This is a genomic window from Kluyvera huaxiensis (genome assembly GCF_040149365.1).
Lineage (GTDB): Bacteria > Pseudomonadota > Gammaproteobacteria > Enterobacterales > Enterobacteriaceae > Kluyvera > Kluyvera intermedia_A.
In genome coordinates, this window is the sequence record NZ_JBEFLV010000022.1 from 1 (window position 1) to 24,800 (window position 24,800).

The 24,800-nt window shown below is 53.0% G+C and carries 26 protein-coding genes and 1 pseudogene; 20 read left to right on the top strand and 7 right to left on the bottom strand.

What is annotated here, in order from left to right:
• The 9 genes from ABOC97_RS19335 to ABOC97_RS19375 form a co-directional block, all read left to right on the top strand.
• Positions 1–873: phage tail tape measure protein (locus ABOC97_RS19335; protein WP_349600921.1), on the top strand; the 873-nt coding region annotated here is incomplete at its 5' end.
• Positions 874–876: 3 nt separating this feature from the next.
• The gene (locus ABOC97_RS19340) at positions 877–1,224 is read left to right on the top strand and encodes a phage tail protein (RefSeq protein ID WP_061279023.1); all 348 of its coding nucleotides are present in this window, start codon (positions 877–879) and stop codon (positions 1,222–1,224) included.
• Positions 1,221–1,976, top strand: a complete 756-nt coding sequence (locus tag ABOC97_RS19345; RefSeq protein ID WP_061279021.1) for a phage minor tail protein L — start codon at positions 1,221–1,223, stop codon at positions 1,974–1,976. Before ABOC97_RS19340 ends, ABOC97_RS19345 begins: the two co-directional genes overlap by 4 nt.
• A 1-nt stretch (position 1,977) precedes the next feature.
• A complete protein-coding gene (locus tag ABOC97_RS19350) occupies positions 1,978–2,694 on the top strand; it encodes a C40 family peptidase (RefSeq protein ID WP_349600926.1) in 717 nt (238 codons plus the stop codon).
• 73 nt (positions 2,695–2,767) lie between these two features.
• Positions 2,768–3,208, top strand: a complete 441-nt coding sequence (locus ABOC97_RS19355) for a hypothetical protein (RefSeq protein ID WP_181575544.1) — start codon at positions 2,768–2,770, stop codon at positions 3,206–3,208.
• 61 nt (positions 3,209–3,269) lie between these two features.
• A complete protein-coding gene (locus ABOC97_RS19360) occupies positions 3,270–3,851 on the top strand; it encodes a tail assembly protein (protein WP_112205496.1) in 582 nt (193 codons plus the stop codon).
• A gap of 51 nt (positions 3,852–3,902) precedes the next feature.
• Positions 3,903–7,463: a TipJ family phage tail tip protein gene (locus ABOC97_RS19365; protein WP_349600931.1), complete on the top strand. Its 3,561-nt coding sequence runs from the start codon at positions 3,903–3,905 to the stop codon at positions 7,461–7,463.
• 104 nt (positions 7,464–7,567) lie between these two features.
• Positions 7,568–9,334: a hypothetical protein gene (locus ABOC97_RS19370; RefSeq protein ID WP_349600935.1), complete on the top strand. Its 1,767-nt coding sequence runs from the start codon at positions 7,568–7,570 to the stop codon at positions 9,332–9,334.
• Positions 9,331–9,717 (top strand): tail fiber assembly protein, encoded by a 387-nt coding sequence (locus ABOC97_RS19375; RefSeq protein ID WP_349600938.1) that lies wholly within the window; start codon positions 9,331–9,333, stop codon positions 9,715–9,717. Before ABOC97_RS19370 ends, ABOC97_RS19375 begins: the two co-directional genes overlap by 4 nt.
• Before the next feature lie 133 nt (positions 9,718–9,850).
• Here ABOC97_RS19375 and ABOC97_RS19380 read toward each other — a convergent pair whose 3' ends face one another.
• Positions 9,851–10,093, bottom strand: a complete 243-nt coding sequence (locus ABOC97_RS19380) for a DinI family protein (protein ID WP_008323361.1) — start codon at positions 10,091–10,093, stop codon at positions 9,851–9,853.
• A 78-nt stretch (positions 10,094–10,171) separates the two neighbouring features.
• Here ABOC97_RS19380 and ABOC97_RS19385 point away from each other — a divergent pair, with 78 nt between their 5' ends.
• A complete protein-coding gene (locus ABOC97_RS19385) occupies positions 10,172–10,504 on the top strand; it encodes a hypothetical protein (protein ID WP_003841689.1) in 333 nt (110 codons plus the stop codon).
• Positions 10,505–10,695: 191 nt separating this feature from the next.
• The gene (locus tag ABOC97_RS19390; protein ID WP_048217473.1) at positions 10,696–11,106 is read left to right on the top strand and encodes a hemerythrin domain-containing protein; all 411 of its coding nucleotides are present in this window, start codon (positions 10,696–10,698) and stop codon (positions 11,104–11,106) included.
• 85 nt (positions 11,107–11,191) lie between these two features.
• On the opposite strand, the gene ABOC97_RS19395 is transcribed toward ABOC97_RS19390, so the two are convergent.
• The 3 genes and pseudogenes from ABOC97_RS19395 to ABOC97_RS19405 form a co-directional block, all read right to left on the bottom strand.
• On the bottom strand, positions 11,192–11,431 hold the full coding sequence (locus ABOC97_RS19395; protein ID WP_000497460.1) for a DinI family protein: 240 nt from the start codon (positions 11,429–11,431) through the stop codon (positions 11,192–11,194).
• 261 nt (positions 11,432–11,692) lie between these two features.
• Positions 11,693–11,788, bottom strand: a pseudogene (locus tag ABOC97_RS19400) (hypothetical protein); the annotation flags it as partial.
• Positions 11,785–12,351, bottom strand: a complete 567-nt coding sequence (locus tag ABOC97_RS19405) for a hydrolase (RefSeq protein ID WP_349600943.1) — start codon at positions 12,349–12,351, stop codon at positions 11,785–11,787. The pseudogene ABOC97_RS19400 and the gene ABOC97_RS19405, both read right to left, overlap by 4 nt.
• 266 nt (positions 12,352–12,617) lie before the next feature.
• Here ABOC97_RS19405 and aspS point away from each other — a divergent pair, with 266 nt between their 5' ends.
• The 6 genes from aspS (at position 12,618) to ruvB (ending at position 17,890) form a co-directional block, all read left to right on the top strand.
• Positions 12,618–14,405: an aspartate--tRNA ligase gene (gene aspS, locus ABOC97_RS19410; RefSeq protein ID WP_349600946.1), complete on the top strand. Its 1,788-nt coding sequence runs from the start codon at positions 12,618–12,620 to the stop codon at positions 14,403–14,405.
• A 1-nt stretch (position 14,406) separates the two neighbouring features.
• Positions 14,407–14,850, top strand: a complete 444-nt coding sequence (gene nudB / locus ABOC97_RS19415) for a dihydroneopterin triphosphate diphosphatase (RefSeq protein ID WP_349600949.1) — start codon at positions 14,407–14,409, stop codon at positions 14,848–14,850.
• Between the two features lie 28 nt (positions 14,851–14,878).
• The gene (locus tag ABOC97_RS19420; RefSeq protein ID WP_234502746.1) at positions 14,879–15,622 is read left to right on the top strand and encodes a YebC/PmpR family DNA-binding transcriptional regulator; all 744 of its coding nucleotides are present in this window, start codon (positions 14,879–14,881) and stop codon (positions 15,620–15,622) included.
• Positions 15,623–15,656: 34 nt separating this feature from the next.
• Positions 15,657–16,178, top strand: coding sequence for a crossover junction endodeoxyribonuclease RuvC (gene ruvC, locus ABOC97_RS19425; RefSeq protein WP_061284686.1), 522 nt, complete (start codon positions 15,657–15,659; stop codon positions 16,176–16,178).
• 81 nt (positions 16,179–16,259) lie between these two features.
• The gene (gene ruvA / locus ABOC97_RS19430) at positions 16,260–16,871 is read left to right on the top strand and encodes a Holliday junction branch migration protein RuvA (RefSeq protein ID WP_234502747.1); all 612 of its coding nucleotides are present in this window, start codon (positions 16,260–16,262) and stop codon (positions 16,869–16,871) included.
• Between the two features lie 8 nt (positions 16,872–16,879).
• Entirely contained in the window at positions 16,880–17,890 is a 1,011-nt protein-coding gene (gene ruvB, locus ABOC97_RS19435) for a Holliday junction branch migration DNA helicase RuvB (RefSeq protein ID WP_349600954.1), read from the top strand.
• Between the two features lie 278 nt (positions 17,891–18,168).
• On the opposite strand, the gene znuB is transcribed toward ruvB, so the two are convergent.
• Both znuB and znuC read right to left on the bottom strand, forming a co-directional pair.
• The gene (gene znuB / locus ABOC97_RS19440) at positions 18,169–18,954 is read right to left on the bottom strand and encodes a zinc ABC transporter permease subunit ZnuB (protein WP_234502749.1); all 786 of its coding nucleotides are present in this window, start codon (positions 18,952–18,954) and stop codon (positions 18,169–18,171) included.
• Positions 18,951–19,706: a zinc ABC transporter ATP-binding protein ZnuC gene (gene znuC, locus ABOC97_RS19445; protein WP_234502750.1), complete on the bottom strand. Its 756-nt coding sequence runs from the start codon at positions 19,704–19,706 to the stop codon at positions 18,951–18,953. The genes znuB and znuC overlap by 4 nt, the downstream gene beginning before the upstream one ends.
• A 77-nt stretch (positions 19,707–19,783) precedes the next feature.
• On the opposite strand from znuC, the gene znuA reads away from it, so the two are divergent.
• The 3 genes from znuA to lpxM all read left to right on the top strand — a co-directional run bounded on the left by znuA (position 19,784) and on the right by lpxM (position 23,183).
• Positions 19,784–20,743 carry a zinc ABC transporter substrate-binding protein ZnuA gene (gene znuA / locus ABOC97_RS19450; protein WP_349600959.1) on the top strand — a complete coding sequence of 320 codons (960 nt, stop codon included), beginning with the start codon at positions 19,784–19,786 and terminating at the stop codon, positions 20,741–20,743.
• 12 nt (positions 20,744–20,755) lie between these two features.
• Positions 20,756–22,075 (top strand): murein DD-endopeptidase MepM, encoded by a 1,320-nt coding sequence (gene mepM / locus ABOC97_RS19455; RefSeq protein WP_234502752.1) that lies wholly within the window; start codon positions 20,756–20,758, stop codon positions 22,073–22,075.
• A 130-nt stretch (positions 22,076–22,205) separates the two neighbouring features.
• Entirely contained in the window at positions 22,206–23,183 is a 978-nt protein-coding gene (lpxM, locus tag ABOC97_RS19460) for a lauroyl-Kdo(2)-lipid IV(A) myristoyltransferase (protein WP_349600961.1), read from the top strand.
• A gap of 84 nt (positions 23,184–23,267) precedes the next feature.
• Here the strand turns inward: lpxM and pyk are convergent, their stop codons facing one another.
• Positions 23,268–24,710: a pyruvate kinase gene (pyk, locus tag ABOC97_RS19465; protein WP_349600964.1), complete on the bottom strand. Its 1,443-nt coding sequence runs from the start codon at positions 24,708–24,710 to the stop codon at positions 23,268–23,270.
• Positions 24,711–24,800: the final 90 nt, after the last annotated feature.

Here is a 24,800-nt window from a genome sequence, read left to right on the forward strand (position 1 = left end):
GATCAGATTGTTGCCCAGGAGCGGTTGAACCGCCTGCAGGATAGCTCGCAGAAATACGTTACCCAGATTGGTGAGAAAACCAAAGCGCTGGTGGCTGGTGGCAGCATGAGCAGCCGCGGTGCGCAGCGGCAGAATGAAGAGGCACAACTGCGGCAGGGCTGGATGAATGCCGGTGGCACCGATGCGGATCAGGGCTATCAGAATGAGCTGGGAGCGCTCAAGGAATACTACGCCGCGCAGGACGAGCTACGTGGTGACTGGCAAGCGGGGGCAAAGTCAGCCTGGGCTGACTACGCCGACTCTGCCAATGACGCGTATGGTTCAATGAAGTCTGCCGCTGCTGCTACGTTCGACGGCATCAGCCAGAACATGGCCGATATGCTGACAACCGGCAAAGGGAACTGGGCTGACTTTACCCGCTCGACGCTTTCGATGTTGACGCAAATCCTGATGAAGCAGGCCATGGTTGGACTTGTCGATTCGGCAACCTCCTGGCTCGGATATGCCACAGGCGGATACACCGGCTCTGGTGGTAAGTATGAGCCAGCGGGTGTGGTTCACCGCGGCGAGTTTGTCTTTACTCAGGAGGCCACAAACCGGATCGGCGTCGGCAATCTGTACCGCATGATGCGCGGTTACGCGACTGGTGGACTGGTTGGCGGGAGTGGGGGCGGTGTTGCGTCTCCGCTCGGTGTTAGCGTCTATGCGCCGGTGTCAATCACTACGGGGCAAGGGGATTCCGGCCAGCAGAAAGGGAGCGGCGATGCAGTCGGAAAAGCCTATCAGCAGGTCATTGATAGCTCCGTCCGCGCGGGGATTGCGAAAGCTATACAGCCGGGCGGCATGATCTGGAATGCCAATAAACAGAGGTAAGCGATGGCGATTGAACATTTTGGATGGCGGATCAAAGCATCCAGCCAGCCAACGCTGAAGAGCAAGGATAGCGTCCGCACGGCGCAATTTGGCGATGGTTATAAACAGGTGACAGGCGCCGGGCTCAATGATGAAACCCTCAGCTATGAGTACTCATTCACCGGGCAACCGGAAACGGTCCGGGAAATTCATGCTTTCCTGCGGCGCCACAAAACAAAATCGTTTTCGTTTACCCCACCCGGCGGTGAGCTCACGTTGTGGCGTGTCGAACCAGACAGCCTGCAGCGCGTCACCAAAAGTAAAGCGGTGGAAACCGTTTCGGCCACGTTTGAACAGGCGTTTGCACCATGAGCTTAAACAGTGATTATCAGAAACTCGAGCCGGGCAATGTCGTCCGGCTTTTTGATGTCGATGGCACCGGTTTTGGCGTCAGTGATGTCCTCCGTTTTCATGCACATAATATTGCGCATACGCCGGAGGAAATCGCCGCCGCCGGCGGGGATGAGGACAAGCTACCTGCAAAATCTATCTGGTGGCAGGGGCTGGAATATAAAGCCTGGCCCTGCGAGATAGAAGGGATAGAGACGGCTACCGACGGAACCAGCGCACAGCCGACGCTGTCGGTCGCTAACCTTGATAGTTCCATTACCGCGCTGTGTCTTGCTTACGATGACCTGCTGCAGGCGAAAGTCACTATCCATGACACGCTGGCGCAGTATCTGGATGCGGTCAATTATCCGGAGGGAAACCCGGCGGCGGATCCGCAGCAGGAAAAGCTGAAGGTGTTTTATATCGATGCAAAGGACAGCGAAACGCATGAAGTGGTGGCGTTTAAACTCTCCAGCCCGATGGATCTGCAGGGGCTAATGATCCCCACCCGCCAGCTGCATTCACTTTGTACCTGGTGCATCCGTAACAAGTATCGATCGGGTGATGGTTGCGACTATGCAGGGACCCGCTATTTCGATAAGCACAACAACCCGGTTGATGACCCTTCGCAGGATGAATGTCCCGGCACGCTGACGGCGTGCAAACTGCGTCACGGCGAAAGTAACGAGCTGCCGTTTGGCGGTTTTCCGGGTACTTCCCTTCTCAGGAGCTGATATGCGACAGAAGATTATCGACGCCATCATGACGCATGCCGCCGCAGAATACCCGCGGGAGTGCTGTGGCGTGGTGGTGCAGAAAAGCCGGGTGCAGCGTTACATCCCCTGCCGTAATCTGGCAACGGACCCGATCGAACATTTCCACCTGTCACCGGAGGATTATGCCGCTGCCGAAGATCTGGGGACGGTTGTCGCCATCGTTCACAGTCATCCGGACGCCACAACGCAGCCGAGCGAACTGGATAAGGCACAGTGTGACGCTACACTGCTGCCCTGGCATATCGCCAGCTGGCCGGAAGGGGATATCCGCACCATTCAGCCGCGCGGCGAGTTACCGCTGCTGGAGCGCCCGTTCGTGCTCGGGCATTTCGATTGCTGGGGGCTGGTGATGAGCTATTTCAGGAAGACGCATGGCATTGAGCTGACCGATTACCGCGTGGATTATCCCTGGTGGGAGGACCAGTATCCGGAGAACTTTTACCGTGATTGCTGGTATGAGTGTGGTTTCCGTGAGTTTAATGGACCGCCGCGCGCCGGCGACATGGTTATCATGCAGGTGCAGGCCAATAAATGGAACCATGCAGGGATCCTGCTTGAAGGCAATATGCTACTGCACCACCTTTACGGCCACCTTAGTCAACGTGTACCCTACGGAGGGTATTGGCAGGAGCGCACAATGAAAATACTACGTTATAAGAATCTTATAAGCTTATGATTCGGTGATGTTTTTTTTGTGAGTCTTGTCTGCTTATTACTTTTAAAATTAATGATAAACATAGGGAATATAAATGTTTAAAGGTATCGCAGTATCTCTGTTAGCAGTATTTACTTTGAGTGGTTGCGCCAATCAAGAGGCTATTAAAAAACACACTGCATCTGGTAAACCTGAAGCAGAATATCCAGGTAAAACTAAAGAGCAGGTAAAGGATGCATTAGTTTCTTATTGCAACCAAAAAGGATTGTCAGTATTTGAATCTACAGACTCACTAGTTGTCTGTGGCAAGCAGGCTGATAGCGTATTAGCGCAAATGCTCGTGGGTAATGCATATTCAACCCCATCAATGGCAAAGATTCGATTCACTATAGCTTCGGTAAACAATACTCCTAAAGTATGGAGTGATATGTGGATTGAAAGCCAAATGCCGGGTGGGCAGTTAAATCAGATGCCATCCAAAAACAATACTGACATCAATTCAGTGCAAAATATGCTTGATAATCTTAAGCCGTAATAAAAAAATTAATAAAAAGCCCACCGAATGGTGGATTTTTTATTTGTGGAGGGGTGAGGATATGGCCTTGATTATACTTGGCGGTGTTCTTGGTAAGACGTTTGGAAAAGAACATGTTCGGTTAATTGATAGGATCGGAGAGATAGGCGTAGCGTTATCAAAAACAATACCAGGATTCGAAAAGTATATGATATCGAGTAAACGTCGAGGTCTTACATACGCTATTTTTAAGGGTAAGAAGAATATCGGAGTTGACGACCTTGGTTTTCCTGTTTCTGATGAAGTTATTCGCATTATTCCTGTCATTATAGGCAGCAAACGTTCTGGATTGTTACAGACTATCTTGGGTGCAGTCATTGTCATTGCATCAGCCGTTGGTAGCTATTTTGCTCCTGGCAACCCAATTTCTGCATTTGGATTTAAGGTTGGTGCAGCGATGATGCTAGGCGGTATTGTGCAGATGCTATCCCCACAACCTGCAGGGCTTGCCAGTAAACAGGATGCCGATAATCAGGCTTCCTACGCCTTTGGTGGTGTGACGAACACAGCAGCCCAGGGTAACCCTGTTCCTCTTGGCTACGGACGACGCCGGATCGGTGGCGCGATTGTATCGGCGGGCATCTACGTCGAAGACAAGCAGTAGCAAACATCATTTCTAACAACCACCTTCGGGTGGTTTTTTTATGGGTGAAATATGGCGCCGAAAAAAATCACAGGGCGGAAAGGTGGTGGTTCTAAAAGCCGGACGCCGACGGAGCAACCGGATGATCTCCAGTCTGTCGCAAAGGCAAAATTGCTGGTGGCGTTGGGTGAAGGTGAATTTGCTGGTGGTTTGACCGGAAAAGATATCTACCTCGACGGGACGCCGCTGGAGAACGCTGACGGCTCGAAAAACTTTGGTGGAGTGGTCTGGGAATTTCGCCCGGGGACTCAGGCTCAACAATACATCCAGGGGATTCCGGGATCTGAAAACGAAATCAGCATGGGGGTTGAGATATCCAGCGCCACCGCCTGGACCCGAACTTTCACAAATACGCTGCTCTCTGCTGTACGCCTGCGTATTAAATGGCCCTCGATTTACAAGCAGCAGGACAACGGCGATCTGGTAGGATACACCATCAATTATGCCATCGACCTGCAGACTGACGGCGGCACGTGGAAAACGGTTCTAAGCACGCGCGTATCGGGTAAAACCACCACGGGCTATGAGCGTAGCCACCGCATCGATTTACCGCAGTCTGGCAGCACGTGGACTCTGCGTTTGCGTAAAACCACAGGCGATGCGAACAGCGCCAAAGTGGGCGACACAATGACGCTTCAGAGCTACACGGAAGTGATCGACGCCAAGCTGCGTTATCCGAACACCGCGCTGCTCTATATCGAGTTTGATTCGAGCCAGTTTAATGGCTCCATTCCGCAGATTTCCTGCGAGCCGAAAATGCGGGTGATCCGCGTGCCGGATAACTACGATCCTGAAACCAGAAGTTATCTCGGCACCTGGACCGGCGCGTTTAAATGGGCCTGGACTGATAACCCGGCATGGGTTTTTTACGATCTGGTACTTAGTGACCGCTTTGGGCTCGGCAATCGCCTGACGGCTGCCAATATAGACAAATGGTCACTCTATGAAGTCGCGCAGTATTGCGATCAGATGGTGCCGGATGGGAAGGGCGGCGACGGTACAGAACCGCGTTATACCTGCAATGTCTACGTACAGGACCGGAATGACGCTTACACCGTGATGCGTGATTTCGCGGCTATCTTCCGTGGCATGACTTACTGGGGCGGTGATCAGATTGTGGCGCTGGCCGATATGCCGCGGGATATCGATTTTTCCTACACTCGCGCAAACGTGGTTGATGGCCTGTTTACCTACGCCAGCAGCACCACCAAAACCCGTTACACCACCGCGTTGGTTTCCTGGTCCGATCCTGACAACGCCTACGCCGACGCCATGGAGCCGGTATTCGAGCAGCAGCTTGTTGCGCGCTATGGCTTTAATCAGCTGGAAATGACCGCTATTGGCTGCACCAGGCAGTCAGAAGCGAACCGCAAAGGGCGCTGGGGGATCCTCACCAACAACAAGGACCGGGTAGTGACCTTCTCCGTTGGGCTGGACGGTAATATCCCGCAGCCTGGCTACATTATCGCGGTCGCTGATGAGCTGCTATCCGGCAAGGTCACCGGCGGGCGTATTCGTTCGGTGAATGGCCGGGTTATCGAACTGGACCGGGTTGCTGATGCCGCTGCTGGCGACCGTCTGATCCTCAACCTTCCATCCGGTGCGGCGCAGAGCCGAACGATTCAGGCGATAAACGGCAACAAGATTACCGTTACAACGGCATTCAGTGAAACGCCGGAGGCAGAATGCGTGTGGGTTGTCGAATCGGATGAACTCTACGCCCAGCAGTATCGGGTGGTCAGCGTGTCTGACAATAACGACGGCACGTTTACGATCTCCGGCGCGGCTCACGACCCGGATAAATACGCCCGGATCGACACTGGCGCCATCATTGACCAGCGTCCTGTCAGCGCCATCCCGCCGGGTAATCAGTCAGCGCCGGCGGATATTGCCATCGCGAGTTATTCCGTTGTGCAGCAGGGTATCAGCGTGGAAACGTTGCGCGCGACCTGGTCCGTTGTGGATAACGCTATCGCCTATGAAGCACAGTGGCGCCGCGATGATGGCAACTGGGTGAATGTGCCAAGGAGCTCAACGACGAGCTTTGAAGTGGAATCCATCTACTCCGGGCGCTATCTGGTTCGCGTTCGCGCAATCAACGCGGCGGAAATATCCTCCGGATGGGGATATTCGGAAGAGGCCACGCTAACCGGGAAAGTGGGCAACCCACCGCAGCCAGTAGGTTTCGCGGCCACGCCGATTAACTGGGGCATTCGCCTGAACTGGGGATTCCCGGCAAACACCTCGGACACTCTGAAAACGGAAATCCAGTACACCCCGAACGGGGACCAGTCGGACCCGCTTTTGCTCAGTGATGTTCCATATCCTTCATCTGAATATAGCCAGCTTGGTCTTAAAGCCGGGCAGGAATTCTGGTTCCGTGCTCAGCTGGTCGATAAAAGCGGGAATGAATCCGGGTGGACGAGCTGGATCAGGGGAATGGCGAACGATAACGCCGATGATTATCTGGGCGACATTACCGGCGATTTCATGACCTCGAAAGACGGTGATACGTTGACCAGTCAGATTGACCAAAACATCGAGGGGATCCTACAGAACGCACTGGCGAACAATGCGACGGTTGAGCATCAGTGGGCGCAATACGGTGAAATTCGCGCAGACATCCTGGTGGTTAAAACAACTATCGCCACCGTTGATAAGGCGATGGCCGAGCTGTCGACTACCGTGCAGGCTGAACTCGGCAACATGACGGCGACGCTGGAAGATAAGCTGACGGCGGTGGTTGATGCCAATGGGGCATCGGCGATTCACACTCTGAAGGCTGGCGTTCGTATCAACGGTGTGTATTACGGCGCCGGGATGTCTATTGCGGTGGTGGCAGATGCTGGGCAGCCGGTTGTTACGCGCATAGGGTTCAACGCTAATCAACTCGTTTTGATGAGTGGTGAAGGTGATACCCAGTTTTCACCTTTTGCATCGATTAACGGACAAGTATTTATCAATGATGCAATTATTAAGGATGCCTCAATTGATGGTGTGAAAATAAAAGACGCCACTATTATTGGCGCTAAAATTAAGGATGCGTCTATTGATTTTGCGAAAATAACTGACACGCTTCAATCAATTAATTTCAGTGTTGATGACCATACAGGGTGGAGCCTTTCTAAAGACGGTAATGGCACGTTTTACGGCACAGTAGCAGCGGAGCGTATAGAAGGTGATATCTCTGCTATCTGGACATTTACGTCTATGTCTATATCTGCGGGTAATCCTACCAGTAAAACAGTGACGTGGGAGGGTGGTTCAAAATATGCGGTACGAATATGTATTCCTTATTTCAATGGGAGCATAGCTTCTACGCGAGATGACCAGGTATATAGATGGCGAATACTGATAAACGGGCAGACAGCATTCGGTTGGTTTAACAGTATAGGTACGACAACAGTCGTAACTGAGTCGGCTGGTTTTGTCGATGTCCCTGCTGGCGTTAAAAACGTCAATATTACGGTTCAGGCTGAGCGTGTCAGTGGCAATATCGGGAATACGTTATATTTAGCTATCAAACCATTTGCGATAATTGTTTCACCAGCGACCACTCGATTTACTGGCTAATAAATCCGCTTCATAAACTACACAACCTATTAGTTGGTTAAGGGGCTAACTTTTGATGTGTGGTTCATTCGGCGGGTTTTTATTACTTAATTCAGGAGGAAAGTATGTCAGCAGGCACATTAACCCTGACAAATAATTCCGCAGCCGTAAAGGGCAACGGAACTGCATTTAATAACGAACTGGTTGCTGGCGACTTTATCGTTGCGACGGTTGGTGGTGTGACATATACGCTGCCGGTTAAAACAATTGAGACTGGTACCACACTGACTCTCGCAAGAAACTACAACGGACCAACGGTGTCTGCCGGGGCATGGACGGCAATGCCCCGGGACACTCTGAACCGCATCAGCGCACAGATTGCGGCGGATACAGCCTACGCTATTCGTCAGCGTGTTCTGGAAATTGATAACTGGTATCAGCTGTTGGAGGTCAACGGTGACGTAACTATTAAAATGGCTGACGGCTCCAGCTACACAGGACCCTCGTGGCTTTCTGTTGTATCCCAGACTCGTAACTTATCAGCATTAGGTATTGGAGGGACTGGCATCTCGTTAACCGCGCTGGACTGGCAGACATTTGACTTTGTGCCTGGTGCAAAATTTAACGTTTCGTCTCTGAACATAACAAACACGCCACCGGGGCTTACTATTCCTTCCGGTAGTTATGGGGTGCTGATTAACGTAACAGGATACGAGGGAAATAACCGGCATGTTGAAGTGTGGATTTCTACAACAACTGCGGCAAATTATTATCATTACGAAATTAGGGTAACAAATAATAATCAGCCAGGGCAGCGTGCGTTTACCGTGCGTCAGATTTGGACGTCTGCCGACGTTATCCCATTAGCCAATACCGCATTATCAACCATTGGGATTGGCGGTTATAGCACTTCAATCTCTAATTTTGACTGGCAAACGGCAACGTTTGATCAGGTGGGGCATTATAACGTTAACTGTTCGAACTGGCTTAATTCGCCGCCGGGTTTGCCTACCGCATCTCTCGCTATGATTGAAGTCGTTGCCATTCACAATCAGGAAGGGGCTAACCGCCGCTACGTACTCAGAGTTAGCCAGATTGTACAAGGCTCAACGCGTCAAATGTGGGACATTGTAGGTTACGGACTTCCTAATCTGAGAACCTGGACGGTTGATTCATATCTGATTTTCAGTTCAGCGGCTGCTGGGCGTCAGAAGCTTGGGTTTAACGATCTAGGGATAGGCGGTCAGATTGGAGCCCTGGCAGCATTTGACTGGCAAACTTTCGCGTTCGAAACCTCAGCGCATTACAACGTGTCGGCAGATTCATGGGTCGGCGCGCCATCTGAACTTTCATCTGTAGCAGGTAATGTGGCTGTTGTTGTTGTTGCGTCAACCGGCTCACAGAATGTGTCTTCGGCATGGAACATGCTCGAACTTACTACTTACAATAACAGTTCCGCTCGTAAAATATTTTCAGTTGTTTGTCGCGGCGCTATCGGTTCTCGCACTTTCTCAGTTACCCCTTTATTAGCTAAAGCGGATCTAGATGCAAGAGTTGGTTACGCGCTATTGGCCCCAGCGGGTAATATCACGACAAGTCAGAGAGTGGTCTTAGACAATCCATTCGGGATTAACGTTCCGGTGATTTGCTACATTGAAATCTCATTTAACAGTACATGGATGACACCTGGGATGATCTATAACCCCAGTTACGGAACGTTAGGTATTACGGCATCGTATAAAGGTGGGGAGGGTATTATTGTCCAGGCCGGAAATTATCGTATTGGTAGTGATCCACTTTCTGGTGGGACCAATGGAGGTGCAGCCGGCACAGGGCTAAATAACACCACTACGGCCCCATATCGCGTTCATGTATTTAAGGTGACAGCATGATTATTTATGTCTGGAAAGGTGATCACCGCTCGTATGGTTTCTCGCCAGAACTATGGGGTGGTGATACGGTAATGGTGGAGGTTGACAGCGATTTCGTCGGTGGCCTCGCGACTTATGATTCTGAAAGCGAGAAATGGATACCAGACGCGCCATACATCCGTACTCACGCTGATGATGTCACGGAGGCGAAATCAAGACTTCATGACCTTATTGCTGAAGCTGAAAAAATAATGGCTGGCTGGGTTCTGGATTTGAATCTGGAGATTATCAGTAACGAGGACAAGCAAAAGCTAATCGCCTGGCGGTTGTATGTGAAAGCGCTGGATGCGCTCGATCTGGATACTGCACCGGATATCGAGTGGCCGACAAAACCAGAGGCGTAACATCAATGGGTTGCAGCAGCCTGTGGTATGCAAGCACAGGCTGCCGCGGGCTGGCGAACATTTGATAGTGCGAGTATTGAATGATTGCCAGTCACGGCGGATTGTACTTAAGCAATATGACGGTTCAAGGCGTTTAATCTGAAACCAGCCACATATCAGCCTCTTCAAACATTTCCTGAACAGTACGGCTTATCTGTTCTTTCTCGTGCTTGCTGGCGTCAGTGTTGATCGCGGGCAGTGTCATCATCGGTTTAACCCGAATATCAGCATCGGGAAAGATCCGGTGAACCCTCCTGGTCAATTCGCCCAGAATGATATCTTTTGCCCCGGGCAGACCATCAAAATTCCTTTTGTCATAAACGAGTTCCACGAACATTGCTCATTGCTCCTTTACTGGATGGGTATACAGTATTTATACTGTGTTTTTATCCAGCATTCAAGAGAGGGCGTAAACATGGGCTTTCCTTCACCAGCTACCGACTATATAGAGCAGCGGGTTACGCCAGCCAGTGTCTGCATGACTCCCGACAGTCGCATCCTCGAGACGTCGGCGGGTTATGCGATCATCGTCCCGGTCACGCGCCCACAGCAGGGTGATGCGCTGTTGATTCTGTCCGGAGGTCGGACGCAGTTTGCGAAGCTTAGGGGGAAAGCGTTAATCACGGATGACGGCGAAGCGATCGAAGGTGATGCAGCTGAAGAGGCTGAGGTTATGAGGCGGGTGACGCACTTTATCAACAGCACTGATGCTGCGATATCTCTTGAGGCGGCATTGGCGCAGTTTTGAGACATATGTACGATAGAAAAATTCCGAAGATTGGCAATAGATCTCTTTATATTTGCATTCAAATTTTGTTTATTATGTATTTACATAACGTAAATTTATAAAATTTAATAAAAACAACTCAGATTGCTTATTTTTAAAGATGTATTTAATATATATGTTATAAATTGCAAAGCTCATTAAGGGATTCCCCAGTGAATATTGATAAAATGAAGATCCAGCATGCCGAGATTATCCATAAAATTAGCCGCCTCAGGGAGCTTAGCCGGGCGGGTGTGACGGCTCATGCGCAAGAAATCGCTCAAACCGTTATCAGTATGAGTTCTGTGATTAAAGTACACCTTTCTGCCGAAGATCAGTTTTTATATCCTTATCTGGAAAAGGTGAACGATCAAAAGCTAAAAACAATGAGCGTAAATTTTCAGCGCGAGATGGCTGATATTGTTGCCGAGTATGAAAAGTTTTCCCGTCGCTGGAATACGGCAAATAAGCTTATCAATTGTGACGAGGCATTTCGCCGCGACGCGAATGTAGTGTTGCGCAAGGTGCATGAACGAATGCAGCGCGAGGATCATAATTTTTATCCGCTGGTAGAGCAGCTTTAAAAAAGGGCGGCAATGGTTCATCCAATACGGGAATTTGGTTTCCCGTATCCAGAAAGGTATGAAAAGGACTTGGTAAAAGCTGGCACTACTCCGAAACTAACCACATATCGGATTCTTCAAACATTTCCTCCAGCATGCGGTTCAGCTTCTCCCGATCGCTTTTGCTGGCATCGCTGTTTAAGCCGTTCGCCTGCATCGGCTTAACCTTCACTTCTGCATCCGGAAAGATCCGGTGCACTCGCTTTGTTAACTCATTCAGAATTATTTCTCTGGCACCTGTTAATCCTTCAACATTCCGTTTGTCGTACACCAACTCAACGAACATACCGCCTCCAAAGCAACAATGATTTTGCACGCAATTTATACTGTTTATTTATACAGCGTCAACGGTTGGGCACGTAGCTTTTTAAGGAAGGTTTTTGGGGCATGTATGGGGCATAAATGCCAGTTTTGGGGCATGGTTGGGACATTTTAACTCATATGAACTTAACCGAATTTCATATGGAGGCGTCTTATAATACACTGATTAACCTAAAGAAAACACATGCTCTTGGGCGTTCTTTAGTGTTTTTTAAAATGCCCGCGTCACGCAGTTAAAGTGGCGGGCATACTCTTCAAGGCCTGTGATCCCCAGCCGCGCCCATTTTGGATGCGACCATTGCGGGAGCCCGAGATAAATCATAGCGCTGCGAGGATCTCGTCGGTGCTGCGTACGCGAGCGATGCGCGGGAAGATATGCGTCATGCTGCTTTGGTGCTGCTCGGCGGAGGAGGCGCTGCAGGCGTCTTCGGCAATAATCAGGTTAAAGCCCAGTTCCCAGGCGTTGCGGGCAGTGGACTCAACGCCGATGTTGGTGGAGATACCGCACAGAATAATGGTGTCGATGCCGCGGCGGCGCAGCTGCATTTCAAGATCGGTGCCGTAAAACGCACCCCACTGGCGCTTGGTGACTTCGATATCGCTATCCTGTTTGCCCAGCGTTGACGGGTAGTTCCACCAGTTGTCCGGCAGCGCTTTTGCCGGGGCCGGGCTATCAACCGGCTGTTTGAGTGCTTCAGCAAAATCGGCTGACCAGCCCACGCGAACCATGATAACCGGTGCAGAGGCGGTGCGACATTTTTGCGCCAGGCGCGCGGCACGTTCCACCACGTCGGTCGCCGTGTGCGGGCCACCGGCAAATGGCAGGATGCCTTCTTGCAGGTCAATCACCACCAGGGCGGTTTTGTTGGCGTCTAAATTCAGCATGGTTTTTCCTCTGTAAACGGGCTGTTGGCGCATACCTTACAATCGTCGCCAGGGTATTGAGGGGATAATTATTGTTAATTTTTGTGAGCGTAAGCAATAAGCGTTCAGCAAACAGGCGTATAAACCGCACTGGGCTTATCGTGAGCGAGAATTTCCAGTATAATAGCCCCCTTTTTTCATCAAGTAGTGACATTCAGCTAAAGCTGCGACAGTTAAGCCTGCACGGCAGGCGACAATCCGCCGACGGCTAAGTTAAGGGATATCTCATGCGTACAGAATATTGCGGACAGCTTCGACAGTCCCACGTTGGGCAGCAGGTGACTCTGTGTGGTTGGGTCAACCGTCGTCGTGATCTCGGCAGCCTCATTTTTATCGACATGCGCGACCGTGAAGGCATCGTTCAGGTATTCTTCGATCCGGATCGTGCGGATGCGTTGAAGTTAGCGTCTGAACTGCGTAACGAGTTCTGCATCCAGGTGACCGGCACCGTGCGTGCGCGTGATGAAAAAAACATCAACGCGGACATGGCAACCGGTGCGATTGAAGTTCTGGCGTCTGACCTGACCATCATCAACCGTTCAGAATCACTGCCGCTGGACTCCAACCACGTCAACACCGAAGAAGCGCGTCTGAAATACCGCTACCTCGATCTGCGTCGTCCGGAAATGGCACAGCGTCTGAAAACCCGTGCGAAAATCACCAGCTTCGTGCGTCGTTTTATGGATGACCACGGTTTCCTCGATATCGAAACCCCGATGCTGACCAAAGCGACGCCGGAAGGCGCGCGCGACTACCTCGTACCTTCCCGCGTACATAAAGGTAAATTCTACGCGCTGCCACAGTCTCCTCAGCTGTTCAAACAGTTGCTGATGATGTCTGGCTTCGACCGCTACTATCAGATAGTCAAATGCTTCCGTGACGAAGATCTGCGTGCTGACCGTCAACCTGAATTTACCCAGATCGACGTTGAGACTTCCTTTATGACTGCACCTCAGGTGCGCGAAGTGATGGAAGCGCTGGTTCGCCAGATGTGGCAGGAAGTGAAGGGCGTGGACCTGGGCGAATTCCCAATCATGACCTTTGCCGAAGCCGAACGCCGTTACGGTTCTGATAAACCGGATCTGCGTAACCCAATGGAGCTGGTCGACGTCGCTGACCTGCTGAAATCCGTTGAGTTCGCGGTATTCTCCGGCCCGGCAAACGATCCGAAAGGCCGCGTTGCTGCGCTGCGCGTTCCGGGCGGTGCTTCCTTGACCCGTAAACTTATCGACGAATACGGTAACTTTGTGAAGATCTACGGCGCGAAAGGCCTGGCTTACATCAAAGTGACCGAGCGTGCAAAAGGCCTGGAAGGGATTAACAGCCCTGTAGCCAAGTTCCTGACCGCTGACATCGTTGAAGCGATTCTTGAGCGCACCGGCGCACAAGATGGCGACATGATCTTCTTCGGTGCAGACAACAAGAAAGTGGTTGCCGATGCGCTGGGCGCACTGCGTCTGAAGCTGGGTAAAGATCTGAACCTGACCGACGAAAACATGTGGGCGCCGCTGTGGGTTATCGACTTCCCGATGTTTGAAGAAGACGGCGAAGGCGGCCTGACCGCAATGCACCACCCGTTCACCTCACCGAAAGACATGACGGCTGATGAACTGAAAGCGGCACCGGAAGATGCGGTGGCTAACGCTTACGATATGGTCATCAACGGCTATGAAGTGGGCGGCGGTTCTGTACGTATTCACCGTGGCGACATGCAGCAGACCGTGTTTGGTATCCTGGGTATCAACGAACAGGAACAACGCGAGAAGTTCGGCTTCCTGCTCGACGCGCTGAAATACGGTACCCCACCGCATGCAGGCCTGGCGTTTGGTCTGGACCGTCTGACCATGCTGCTGACCGGCACCGACAACATTCGTGATGTTATCGCCTTCCCGAAAACCACCGCGGCAGCTTGCCTGATGACCGAAGCGCCAAGCTTCGCGAATCCAGCATCTCTGGCCGAACTGGGTATTCAGGTTGTGGTGAAAGAGCCAAAAGAGTCGGCGGAGAACAAGTAATATGCTATTCAAGCGGCCCGTCTCTATTCTGGTGGTGATTTACGCCCAGGACAGCAAACGGGTGCTGATGTTGCAGCGACGCGACGATCCTGATTTCTGGCAGTCGGTTACCGGCAGCCTGGAAGAGGGGGAAACCGCGTCGCAGGCCGCCCTGCGCGAAGTAAAGGAAGAGGTCACTATTGACGTTGTTTCTGAGCAACTGACCTTGATGAACTGCCAGCGCACGGTGGAGTTTGAAATTTTTCAACATTTACGTCATCGCTATGCCCCCGGCATTGAGCGCAACACAGAATCCTGGTTCTGCCTTGCGCTTCCTCACGAGCGGGAAATTGTGTTCACCGAACACCTGACCTACCAATGGCTTGATGCGCCCGCTGCGGCGGGGCTCACCAAATCGTGGAGCAATCGGCAGGCGATTGAAGAATTTGTCATTAACGCTGCCTGAAAGGGCATAGTTTTTTGGAGATATTTTTATGGCAGGTCATAGTAAATGGGCCAACACCAGACATCGTAAAGCGGCGCAGGATTCTAAGCGCGGCAAAATCTTCACCAAGATCATTCGTGAGCTGGTGACGGCGGCCAAACTTGGCGGCGGCGATCCGGATGCCAACCCACGTCTGCGTGCGGCAGTAGATAAAGCGCTGTCCAACAACATGACGCGCGACACCTTGAACCGTGCGATCGCACGTGGTGTGGGTGGCGACGAAGACACGAACATGGAAACCATCATCTATGAAGGTTATGGTCCTGGTGGCACTGCGGTGATGATCGAATGTCTGTCTGACAACCGTAACCGTACCGTTGCCGACGTGCGTCACGCATTTACCAAAACCGGTGGCAACCTCGGCACCGACGGTTCCGTTGCTTATCTGTTCAGCAAAAAAGGCATCATCTCCTTTGAACAGGGCGACGAAGACACCATCATGGAAGCTGCGCTGGAAGCGGGTGCAGAAGACGTTGTGACCTTCGACGACGGCGCGATTGATGTCTATACCGCATGGGAAGATATGGGCAAAGTGCGTGATGCGCTGGAAGCGGCTGGCCTGAAAGCAGATGCGGCTGAAGTGTCTATGATTCCGTCGACCAAAGCGGACATGGATGCAGAGACTGCACCGAAGCTGCTGCGCCTTATCGACATGCTGGAAGACTGTGATGATGTGCAGGAAGTCTACCACAACGGCGAAATCTCTGACGAAGTTGCTGCTACCTTAGAATAATGCGGCTGAGCCCAAACATAACAGGAGATGTGTGATGTCTATTATTCTCGGCATTGACCCGGGATCGCGCATCACCGGTTATGGCGTTATTCGTCAGGTAGGCCGTCAGCTAACTTACCTTGGCAGCGGATGTATTCGTACCAAGGTGGATGATTTACCGTCGCGCCTGAAGTTGATCTATGCGGGCGTGACGGAAATCATCACCCAGTTTCAGCCGGACTATTTCGCCATTGAGCAGGTCTTTATGGCCAAAAACGCCGATTCGGCGCTCAAGCTGGGGCAGGCGCGCGGCGTTGCTATTGTGGCCGCCACCAATCAGGATCTTCCCGTATTCGAATATGCCGCCCGTCAGGTCAAACAGACCGTCGTCGGGATTGGTAGCGCCGAAAAAAGCCAGGTTCAGCATATGGTGCGCACGCTGTTAAAGCTGCCCGCTAATCCGCAGGCGGACGCCGCCGATGCGCTGGCCATCGCCATTACCCACTGCCACGTCAGCCAGAATGCCATGCAAATGAGCGATACGCGGCTGAATTTAGCACGCGGGCGATTACGATAATGACAAATCAGGCTGGATAAACATCCAGCCTTTTTTTATGATAGCGCATTACCTTTTTAGCCCTTAACGCAGGAGCGTCATGTGATAGGCAGACTCAGAGGCATCATTCTCGAAAAACAACCCCCGTTGGTTCTTCTGGAAACGGGCGGGGTAGGCTATGAAGTGCATATGCCGATGACCTGTTTTTACGAGCTGCCGGAAGCCGGGCAGGAGGCAATTGTCTTCACCCACTTCGTGGTGCGTGAAGACGCGCAGCTGCTGTACGGCTTTAACAATAAGCAGGAACGCACTCTGTTTAAAGAGCTGATTAAAACCAACGGCGTGGGGCCAAAGCTGGCACTGGCGATCCTCTCCGGTATGTCGGCGCAGCAGTTCGTTAACGCCGTAGAGCGTGAAGAACTCGGCGCGCTGGTAAAATTACCGGGTATCGGTAAGAAAACCGCTGAGCGTCTGATCGTTGAGATGAAAGACCGCTTCAAAGGCCTACACGGCGATCTCTTTACTCCTGCCGCCGATCTGGTGCTGACCTCTCCGGCGGGGCCAGATAGCGATGATGCCGAGCAGGAAGCGGTTGCTGCGCTGGTGGCACTGGGCTATAAACCTCAGGAAGCCAGCCGTATGGTCAGCAAAATTGCCCGTCCGGATGCTAGCAGCGAAACATTGATCCGCGAAGCGCTGCGCGCGGCGCTATGAGGTAAAGGATGATTGAAGCAGACCGCCTGATAGCATCAGGCAGTACCATGGCGGAAGAGGTGGCGGATCGCGCCATCCGCCCCAAATTACTGGCTGAATATATCGGTCAGCCGCATGTGCGCTCGCAGATGGAAATTTTCATCCAGGCGGCAAAACTGCGCGGCGACGCGCTCGATCACCTGCTAATTTTTGGTCCTCCGGGGTTGGGGAAAACCACGTTGGCCAATATCGTCGCCAATGAGATGGGGGTGAATTTACGCACCACATCCGGCCCGGTGCTTGAAAAAGCAGGCGATCTGGCCGCCATGTTGACCAACCTTGAGCCTCACGATGTGCTGTTTATCGATGAGATCCACCGCCTGTCGCCGGTGGTGGAAGAGGTGCTCTATCCCGCCATGGAAGATTACCAGCTCGATATTATGATCGGGGAAGGCCCGGCGGCGCGTTCAATTAAAATCGACCTGCCGCCGTTTACCCTGATTGGCGCGACCACCCGCGCGGGGTCTCTGACGTCACCGTTGCGCGACCGTTTTGGTATTGTGCAGCGTCTGGAGTTCTATCAGGTCCCCGACCTTCAGCATATCGTGGGCCGCAGCGCGCGTTTTATGGGGCTGGAGATGAGCGAAGAGGGCGCGCTGGAAGTGGCTCGCCGTGCTCGCGGTACGCCGCGTATCGCCAACCGCCTGCTGCGCCGCGTGCGCGACTTTGCGGAAGTGAAGCATGATGGCACGATTTCGGTGGATATCGCCGCTCAGGCGCTGGATATGCTGAACGTTGATGCCGAAGGGTTTGACTATATGGACCGTAAGCTGTTGCTGGCGGTTATCGATAAGTTCTTTGGCGGCCCGGTTGGCCTCGATAACCTGGCGGCGGCGATTGGCGAAGAGCGGGAAACCATTGAGGACGTGCTGGAACCGTATCTGATCCAGCAGGGGTTCTTGCAACGTACGCCGCGTGGGCGTATGGCGACGGTTCGCGCGTGGGATCACTTCGGGATTAAACCGCCGGAAACGCCTTGAGCATAGTGTCGGATGGCGATGCTGACGCATCTTATCCGACCTACAGTATACACACCGCCGCGCTTGCACATTACCGCCCGTAGGTCGGGCAAGCGCAGCGTCCCCGACAATCAGGCCTGCACATTACCGCCCGTAGGTCGGGCAAGCGCAGCGCCCCCGACAATCAGGCCTGCACATTACCGCCCGTAGGTCGGGCAAGCGCAGCGTCCCCGACAATCAGGCTTGCACATTATCCCCCGTAGGTCGGGCAGCGTAGCGCCCCCGACGATACAGTGCATTCAGTTCGCCTGTTTTTTCATCATGCTGAAAATGAACAGCAGCGCGGCGCACAGCACTACCGAAGGGCCCGCAGGCGTATCGTAGAACGCTGAGAAGGTCAGCCCGCCGGTGACGGCAATCATCCCCATTCCTACCGCAATTCCCGCCATTTGTTCCGGCGTACGCGCAAAACGACGCGCCGTTGCCGCTGGGATAATCAGCAGTGAAGTAATAATCAACGCCCCAACAAACTTCATCGCCACGCCGATGGTGAGTGCGGTCACGAGCATCAGCAGCAGCTTCACGCGCTGTAGCTTCACGCCGTCCACAAATGCCAAATCCGGACTAATGGTCATCGACAGCAGATTACGCCATTGCCAGAAGAGGATCGCCAGCACCACCACCACGCCGAGCGCAATGGAAATAAGGTCCTGTGGCGTCACGGCGAGCAGATCGCCAAACAGATAGGCCATCAGGTCAACCCGGACGTTCGACATCAGACTGACCACGACCAGACCCAGCGACAGCGCACTGTGCGCCATAATTCCCAGCAGGGTATCAATCGCCAGGTGAGGGCGTTTTTCCAGCCATACCAGCCCGGCTGCCAGCAGCAGCGTGACCGCAATGACCGCATAGAATGGATTCACATCCAGAAGAAGGCCAAAGGCGACCCCCAGTAATGAAGCATGGGCGAGGGTATCGCCAAAATAGGACATCCGACGCCAGACCACAAACGAGCCTAGCGGGCCAGCAGCGCACGCCAGCATCATTCCGGCAAGCCAGCCGGGAAGTAAAATTTCAATCATGACTGCCCATTTCCCCGACGCAAAATAATACGGCCCTGTAAATCATGGCGATGGTTATGCTGATGGCGATAAATCCCCAGCTGCTCAGCACCGCGTGGGCCAAACATCGAGATAAATTCCGGATGCATCGAAACCACATCCGGCGTGCCGGAGCAGCAGATATGGTGATTCAGACATAGAACCTCATCCGTTTTTGCCATCACCAGATGCAGGTCATGAGACACCATCAGCACCGCGCAGTTGAGTTCCTGACGCAGTTGGTTAATGAGGTCATACAGCGCAACCTGGCCGTTAACATCAACGCCCTGGGTCGGTTCATCGAGAACCAGTAACTGCGGTTTATTCAGCAACGCACGCGCCAGCAACACGCGCTGGGTTTCACCACCAGAGAGCTTCTGCATTGGTGCATCCTGAAGATGGGCTGCCTGAACTCGCATCAGCGCAGGGAGGATATCCTCTTTACGCGTTGCGGGATGTAAACGTAAAAAACGCTTGACGGTCAGCGGCAATGTCGCGTCGAGGTGTAATTTTTGCGGCACGTAGCCAATGCGCAGCTGTTTATCGCGAATGACAACGCCTTCGCTGGGTGCTACCAGGCCGAGGACCACGCGCACCAACGTTGATTTGCCGGCACCATTAGGACCAAGCAGCGTCAGAATGCGGCCTGGCTTGAGATTCAGCGAGATGTCAGAGAGCACCCGGCGTTGGCCGAAGGTGACTGCAACATTTTCCAGAGATACAAGATTTGTCATAGCAATTAGGGGTTGCACAAGATAGTGAATGTTATAATATCACACATCTCTTATTCATTTCGATTATCAGACGCATAATGTTACAGAAAAATACGCTTCTTTTCGCAGCTTTATCCGCTGCACTTTGGGGAACGGCAGCACAGAGTGCTGATGCCGCCGTTGTGACGTCGCTCAAGCCGTTGGGATTCATCGCTTCCGCGATTGCTGACGGGGTAACAGAGACCCAGGTATTACTGCCTGACGGTGCCTCTGAACATGATTATTCACTGCGTCCATCTGATGCAAAACGCTTACAGAACGCGGACTTAGTGGTTTGGATTGGTCCAGAAATGGAAGCGTTCATGGACAAGTCAACGCAAAGCATTCCTGATGCGAAAAAAGTGACTATCGCCCAGCTTGATGGGGTGAAACCGTTACTCATGAAGGGGGCTGATGATGACGATGACGATCACGGTGCCGAGGGTGGACATGACCATGCCCACGCGGAAAAAGGTGACGAGCATCACCATCACGGCGATTACAACATGCATTTGTGGCTTTCCCCAGAGATAGCGCGGCTGTCAGCGGTTGCAATCCATGACAAATTAGTGGAACTTATGCCCCAGAGTCGAGCCCGGCTTGACGCCAACCTGAAGGATTTTGAGGCCAATCTGGCCACTACCGATAAACAGGTTGCGAACGAGCTGGCATCGGTGAAAGGAAAAGGGTATTTCGTTTTTCATGACGCCTATGGTTACTACGAAAAACACTACGGTTTGACCCCGCTAGGGCACTTTACCGTGAACCCTGAAATCCAACCCGGTGCGCAGCGTTTACATCAAATAAGAACACAGTTGGTTGAGCAAAAAGCAACCTGCGTTTTTGCTGAGCCACAATTCAGGCCCGCTGTCGTTGAATCTGTCGCGCGGGGAACCACCGTCCGCATGGGAACGTTGGATCCTCTCGGCACCAATATACAGCTGAGTAAAGAGAGCTATCCGGCGTTTCTGACTCAACTGGCGACCCAGTATGCGAGCTGCCTGAAAGGAGATAAGTAAGGAAGTGAATACGTGCAGCAGATAGCCCGCTCTGTCGCTCTGGCATTTAATAATTTGCCGCGGCCCCACCGCGTTATGCTGGGGTCACTGACCGTTCTCACACTGGCCGTCGCTGTCTGGCGGCCATACGTTTATCACCCAACCTCCTCACCGGTCATCCGGACTATCGAGCTGGAGAAAAAAGAGATCCGCTCGCTATTACCCGAGGCCAGTGAGCCAATCGATCAGTCCGCTCAGGAAGACGAAGCGATTCCTCAGGATGAACTGGACGACAAAGCCGATAACGAAACGGGCGTGCATGAATATGTGGTATCCACGGGCGATACCCTTAGCAGCATCCTGAATCAGTACGGTATTGATATGGGCAATATCAGCCAGCTTGCAGCGGCGGATAAAGACCTGAAAAATATGAAAGTCGGTCAGCAGCTCTCCTGGACGCTGAACGATGACGGCGATCTCCAGCGTCTGACGTGGGAAATGTCGCGCCGTGAAACTCGCACCTACGATCGCGTTGCTAATGGCTTTAAAATGAGCAGCGAGATGCAGCAGGGCGACTGGGTTAACAGCCTGGTGAAAGGCACCGTTGGCGGCAGCTTTGTCTCCAGCGCCGTGAATGCCGGGTTAACCAGCGTGGAAGCTAGCGCGGTCATCAAAGCTATGCAGTGGCAGATGGACTTCCGTAAGCTGAAAAAAGGCGATGAATTCTCAGTACTGATGTCGCGTGAGATGCTGGATGGTAAGCGCGAGCAAAGCCAGCTGCTGGGCGTGCGTTTGCGTTCAGACGGCAAAGATTATTACGCGATTCGCGCAGAAGACGGTAAGTTCTACGACCGTAACGGTACGGGGCTGGCGAAGGGCTTCCTGCGCTTCCCAACCGCGCGCCAGTTCCGCGTGTCGTCCAACTTTAACCCGCGTCGTCTGAACCCTGTTACCGGGCGCGTTGCGCCGCACCGTGGCGTTGATTTTGCGATGCCACAAGGGACGCCGGTTCTGGCGGTCGGCGATGGCGAAGTGGTGGTAGCGAAGCGCAGCGGCGCGGCAGGTTACTATGTGGCGGTCCGTCATGGTCGTACCTACACCACTCGTTATATGCACCTGCGTAAGCTGTTGGTGAAACCGGGTCAGAAGGTGAAACGTGGGGATCGTATTGCGCTATCTGGCAATACCGGGCGTTCAACCGGGCCGCATCTGCACTATGAAGTATGGCTTAACCAGCAGGCGGTGAACCCGCTAACGGCCAAGCTGCCGCGTACCGAAGGGCTGACCGGCTCCGACCGTACCGACTATCTGGCCCAGGTGAAACAAGTCTTACCGCAGCTGCGTTTCGACTGATATCGCCTAAGAAACAGACGTTCAGAGCCGGTGCTTTCTTAGCACCGGCTTTTTCTTTTGTGTGAACCCCGCGCGCTCGCTACACTATCTGATTATCCGCACCACCCGATGATTCGAACCAGGAACAGGCATGGAAACGAAGAAAAATAATAGTGAATACATTCCCGAGTTTGAGAAATCTTTCCGCCATCCGCGCTACTGGGGCGCCTGGCTAGGCGTACTGGCTTTTGCTGGGATCGCTTACATTCCGGCAAAAATTCGCGATCCGCTGTTGGGCAAGCTGGGTCGTCTGGCAGGGAAATTCGGTAAGAGCGCACGCCGCCGCGCGCAGATCAATCTGCTCTATTGCTTCCCGGACAAAAGCGAAGCCGAGCGGGAAACCATTATTGATGAGATGTTCGCAACTGCGCCGCAGGCGATGGTGATGATGGCAGAGCTGGCGCTGAAAGGGCCGGAAAAAATTCTGCCGCGCCTCGATTGGCAGGGGCAGGAGATTATCGATGAAATGCGCCGTAACGGTGAGAACGTTATCTTCCTTGTGCCGCACGGCTGGGGCGTCGATATTCCGGCGATGGTGATGGCCTCTCAGGGGCAGAAAATGGCGGCGATGTTCCATAACCAGGGCAACAAGGTGTTCGACTTTGTGTGGAATACCGTTCGTCGCCGCTTTGGTGGTCGTCTGCACGCGCGAAACGACGGCATTAAACCGTTTATTCAGTCGGTGCGTCAGGGCTACTGGGGATATTATCTGCCGGACCAGGATCACGGCCCGGAGCACAGCGAATTTGTTGATTTCTTTGCCACCTATAAAGCCACGCTGCCGGCGATTGGCCGTCTGATGAAAGTGTGCCGTGCGCGTGTGGTGCCGCTGTTCCCGGTCTATAACGGCAAAACGCACCGCTTAACGATTCTGGTGCGCCCACCGATGGATGACCTACTGGAAGCCGATGACAACACCATTGCGCGTCGAATGAACGAAGAAGTGGAAATCTTCGTTGGCCCGCATACCGAGCAGTACACGTGGATCCTGAAATTGCTGAAGACGCGTAAGCCTGGTGAAACGGAGCCGTATCAGCGTAAAGAGCTGTATCCGAAGAAAAAGAAATAGCACGCGGTAAGCCCGGAAGGGCGGTATCGCGCGACAACAATAAAAAAGCCCAGGCAGCTGCCTGGGCTTTTTGCACTTCGAGGTTTACTCGACGGTCAGGATACGCGTGGTGTTGGTTGAACCCACGGTGCTCATCACGTCGCCCTGGGTGACGATAACCAGATCACCCGACATCAGGTAGCCTTTGTCACGCAGCAGGTTAACCGCATCGTGTGCTGCCGCAACGCCATCACAAGCGCTATCGAAGAACACCGGGGTCACGCCGCGGTACAGCGCCGTCAGGTTCAGCGTGCGTTCGTGGCGAGACATGGCGAAAATCGGCAGACCGGAAGTAATACGGGACGTCATCAGCGCGGTACGACCGGATTCGGTCATGGTGATGATGGCGGTCACGCCTTTCAGGTGGTTAGCCGCGTACATCGCCGACATGGCAATGGCTTCTTCCACGTTGTCGAACTGTACGTCCAGACGGTGTTTAGAGACGTTAATGCTTGGAATTTTCTCTGCGCCCAGGCACACGCGCGCCATGGCAGCAACGGTCTCAGAAGGATACTGACCCGCGGCGGTTTCCGCAGACAGCATCACGGCATCGGTACCATCCAGCACGGCGTTCGCCACGTCCATGACTTCGGCGCGGGTTGGCATCGGGTTGGTTATCATCGATTCCATCATCTGGGTCGCGGTGATGACGGTACGGTTCAGCTGACGCGCGCGACGAATCAGCGCTTTCTGGATACCGACCAGTTCAGGGTCGCCGATCTCAACGCCCAGGTCACCACGGGCAACCATCACCACATCAGACGCGAGAATAATATCGTCCATCGCATCCTGGCTGCATACCGCTTCCGCACGTTCCACTTTGGCAACGATTTTAGCGTCACAGCCAGCTTCACGGGCCAGACGACGAGCATAGTTCAGGTCTTCGCCGCAGCGCGGGAAGGAGACGGCAAGGTAGTCGACGCTAATTTTGGCGGCGGTCAGGATGTCAGCCTTGTCTTTTTCGGTCAGGGCCTCAGCAGAAAGACCACCGCCTAACTTGTTGATGCCCTTATTGTTGGACAGCGGTCCACCGACGGTCACTTCGGTGAACACTTTCATGCCCTGAATTTCCAGCACTTTTAACTGTACGCGGCCATCATCCAGCAACAGAATGTCGCCTGGAACCACGTCGGCTGGCAGACCTTTATAGTCGATGCCGACTTTCTCTTTATCGCCTTCGCCTTTACCCAGGTTGGCATCAAGCAGGAATTTATCGCCGATATTGAGGAATACTTTGCCTTCTTTGAAGGTTGATACGCGGATCTTTGGTCCTTGCAAATCGCCGAGGATGGCTACATGACGCCCAAGTTTTGCCGCAATTTCGCGTACTTTATCGGCACGTAGCTGGTGGTCTTCCGGCGTACCGTGTGAAAAGTTCATACGTACAACGTTAGCACCGGCAGAAATAACCTTCTCGAGGTTATTGTCGCGGTCAGTTGCTGGGCCTAACGTGGTGACGATCTTGGTTCTGCGAAGCCTTCTGGACATGTAATACTCCGTTGACTAATACAACTTAAGGTGTTGCGTGAACAGGAATTCGGCAATGTCGCCAGGTGGGCGCTACCGAATGATTTAATT

Excerpts from the sequence above, each read along its gene's own strand:
- ABOC97_RS19395 (WP_000497460.1), bottom strand. The coding sequence starts at position 11,431 with ATGTTCGTTGAGTTGGTGTACGACAAACGGAATGTTGAAGGATTAACA.
- ABOC97_RS19385 (WP_003841689.1), top strand. The coding sequence starts at position 10,172 with ATGGGCTTTCCTTCACCAGCTACCGACTATATAGAGCAGCGGGTTACG.
- nudB (WP_349600949.1), top strand. The coding sequence starts at position 14,407 with ATGCTATTCAAGCGGCCCGTCTCTATTCTGGTGGTGATTTACGCCCAG.
- ABOC97_RS19350 (WP_349600926.1), top strand. The coding sequence starts at position 1,978 with ATGCGACAGAAGATTATCGACGCCATCATGACGCATGCCGCCGCAGAA.
- ABOC97_RS19380 (WP_008323361.1), bottom strand. The coding sequence starts at position 10,093 with ATGTTCGTGGAACTCGTTTATGACAAAAGGAATTTTGATGGTCTGCCC.
- ABOC97_RS19420 (WP_234502746.1), top strand. The coding sequence starts at position 14,879 with ATGGCAGGTCATAGTAAATGGGCCAACACCAGACATCGTAAAGCGGCG.
- znuB (WP_234502749.1), bottom strand. The coding sequence starts at position 18,954 with ATGATTGAAATTTTACTTCCCGGCTGGCTTGCCGGAATGATGCTGGCG.
- ruvC (WP_061284686.1), top strand. The coding sequence starts at position 15,657 with ATGTCTATTATTCTCGGCATTGACCCGGGATCGCGCATCACCGGTTAT.
- ABOC97_RS19365 (WP_349600931.1), top strand. The coding sequence starts at position 3,903 with ATGGCGCCGAAAAAAATCACAGGGCGGAAAGGTGGTGGTTCTAAAAGC.
- znuC (WP_234502750.1), bottom strand. The coding sequence starts at position 19,706 with ATGACAAATCTTGTATCTCTGGAAAATGTTGCAGTCACCTTCGGCCAA.
- ABOC97_RS19345 (WP_061279021.1), top strand. The coding sequence starts at position 1,221 with ATGAGCTTAAACAGTGATTATCAGAAACTCGAGCCGGGCAATGTCGTC.
- ABOC97_RS19405 (WP_349600943.1), bottom strand. The coding sequence starts at position 12,351 with ATGCTGAATTTAGACGCCAACAAAACCGCCCTGGTGGTGATTGACCTG.
- ABOC97_RS19370 (WP_349600935.1), top strand. The coding sequence starts at position 7,568 with ATGTCAGCAGGCACATTAACCCTGACAAATAATTCCGCAGCCGTAAAG.
- ABOC97_RS19360 (WP_112205496.1), top strand. The coding sequence starts at position 3,270 with ATGGCCTTGATTATACTTGGCGGTGTTCTTGGTAAGACGTTTGGAAAA.
- lpxM (WP_349600961.1), top strand. The coding sequence starts at position 22,206 with ATGGAAACGAAGAAAAATAATAGTGAATACATTCCCGAGTTTGAGAAA.
- ABOC97_RS19340 (WP_061279023.1), top strand. The coding sequence starts at position 877 with ATGGCGATTGAACATTTTGGATGGCGGATCAAAGCATCCAGCCAGCCA.
- ruvB (WP_349600954.1), top strand. The coding sequence starts at position 16,880 with ATGATTGAAGCAGACCGCCTGATAGCATCAGGCAGTACCATGGCGGAA.
- ABOC97_RS19375 (WP_349600938.1), top strand. The coding sequence starts at position 9,331 with ATGATTATTTATGTCTGGAAAGGTGATCACCGCTCGTATGGTTTCTCG.
- aspS (WP_349600946.1), top strand. The coding sequence starts at position 12,618 with ATGCGTACAGAATATTGCGGACAGCTTCGACAGTCCCACGTTGGGCAG.
- ABOC97_RS19355 (WP_181575544.1), top strand. The coding sequence starts at position 2,768 with ATGTTTAAAGGTATCGCAGTATCTCTGTTAGCAGTATTTACTTTGAGT.
- pyk (WP_349600964.1), bottom strand. The coding sequence starts at position 24,710 with ATGTCCAGAAGGCTTCGCAGAACCAAGATCGTCACCACGTTAGGCCCA.
- znuA (WP_349600959.1), top strand. The coding sequence starts at position 19,784 with ATGTTACAGAAAAATACGCTTCTTTTCGCAGCTTTATCCGCTGCACTT.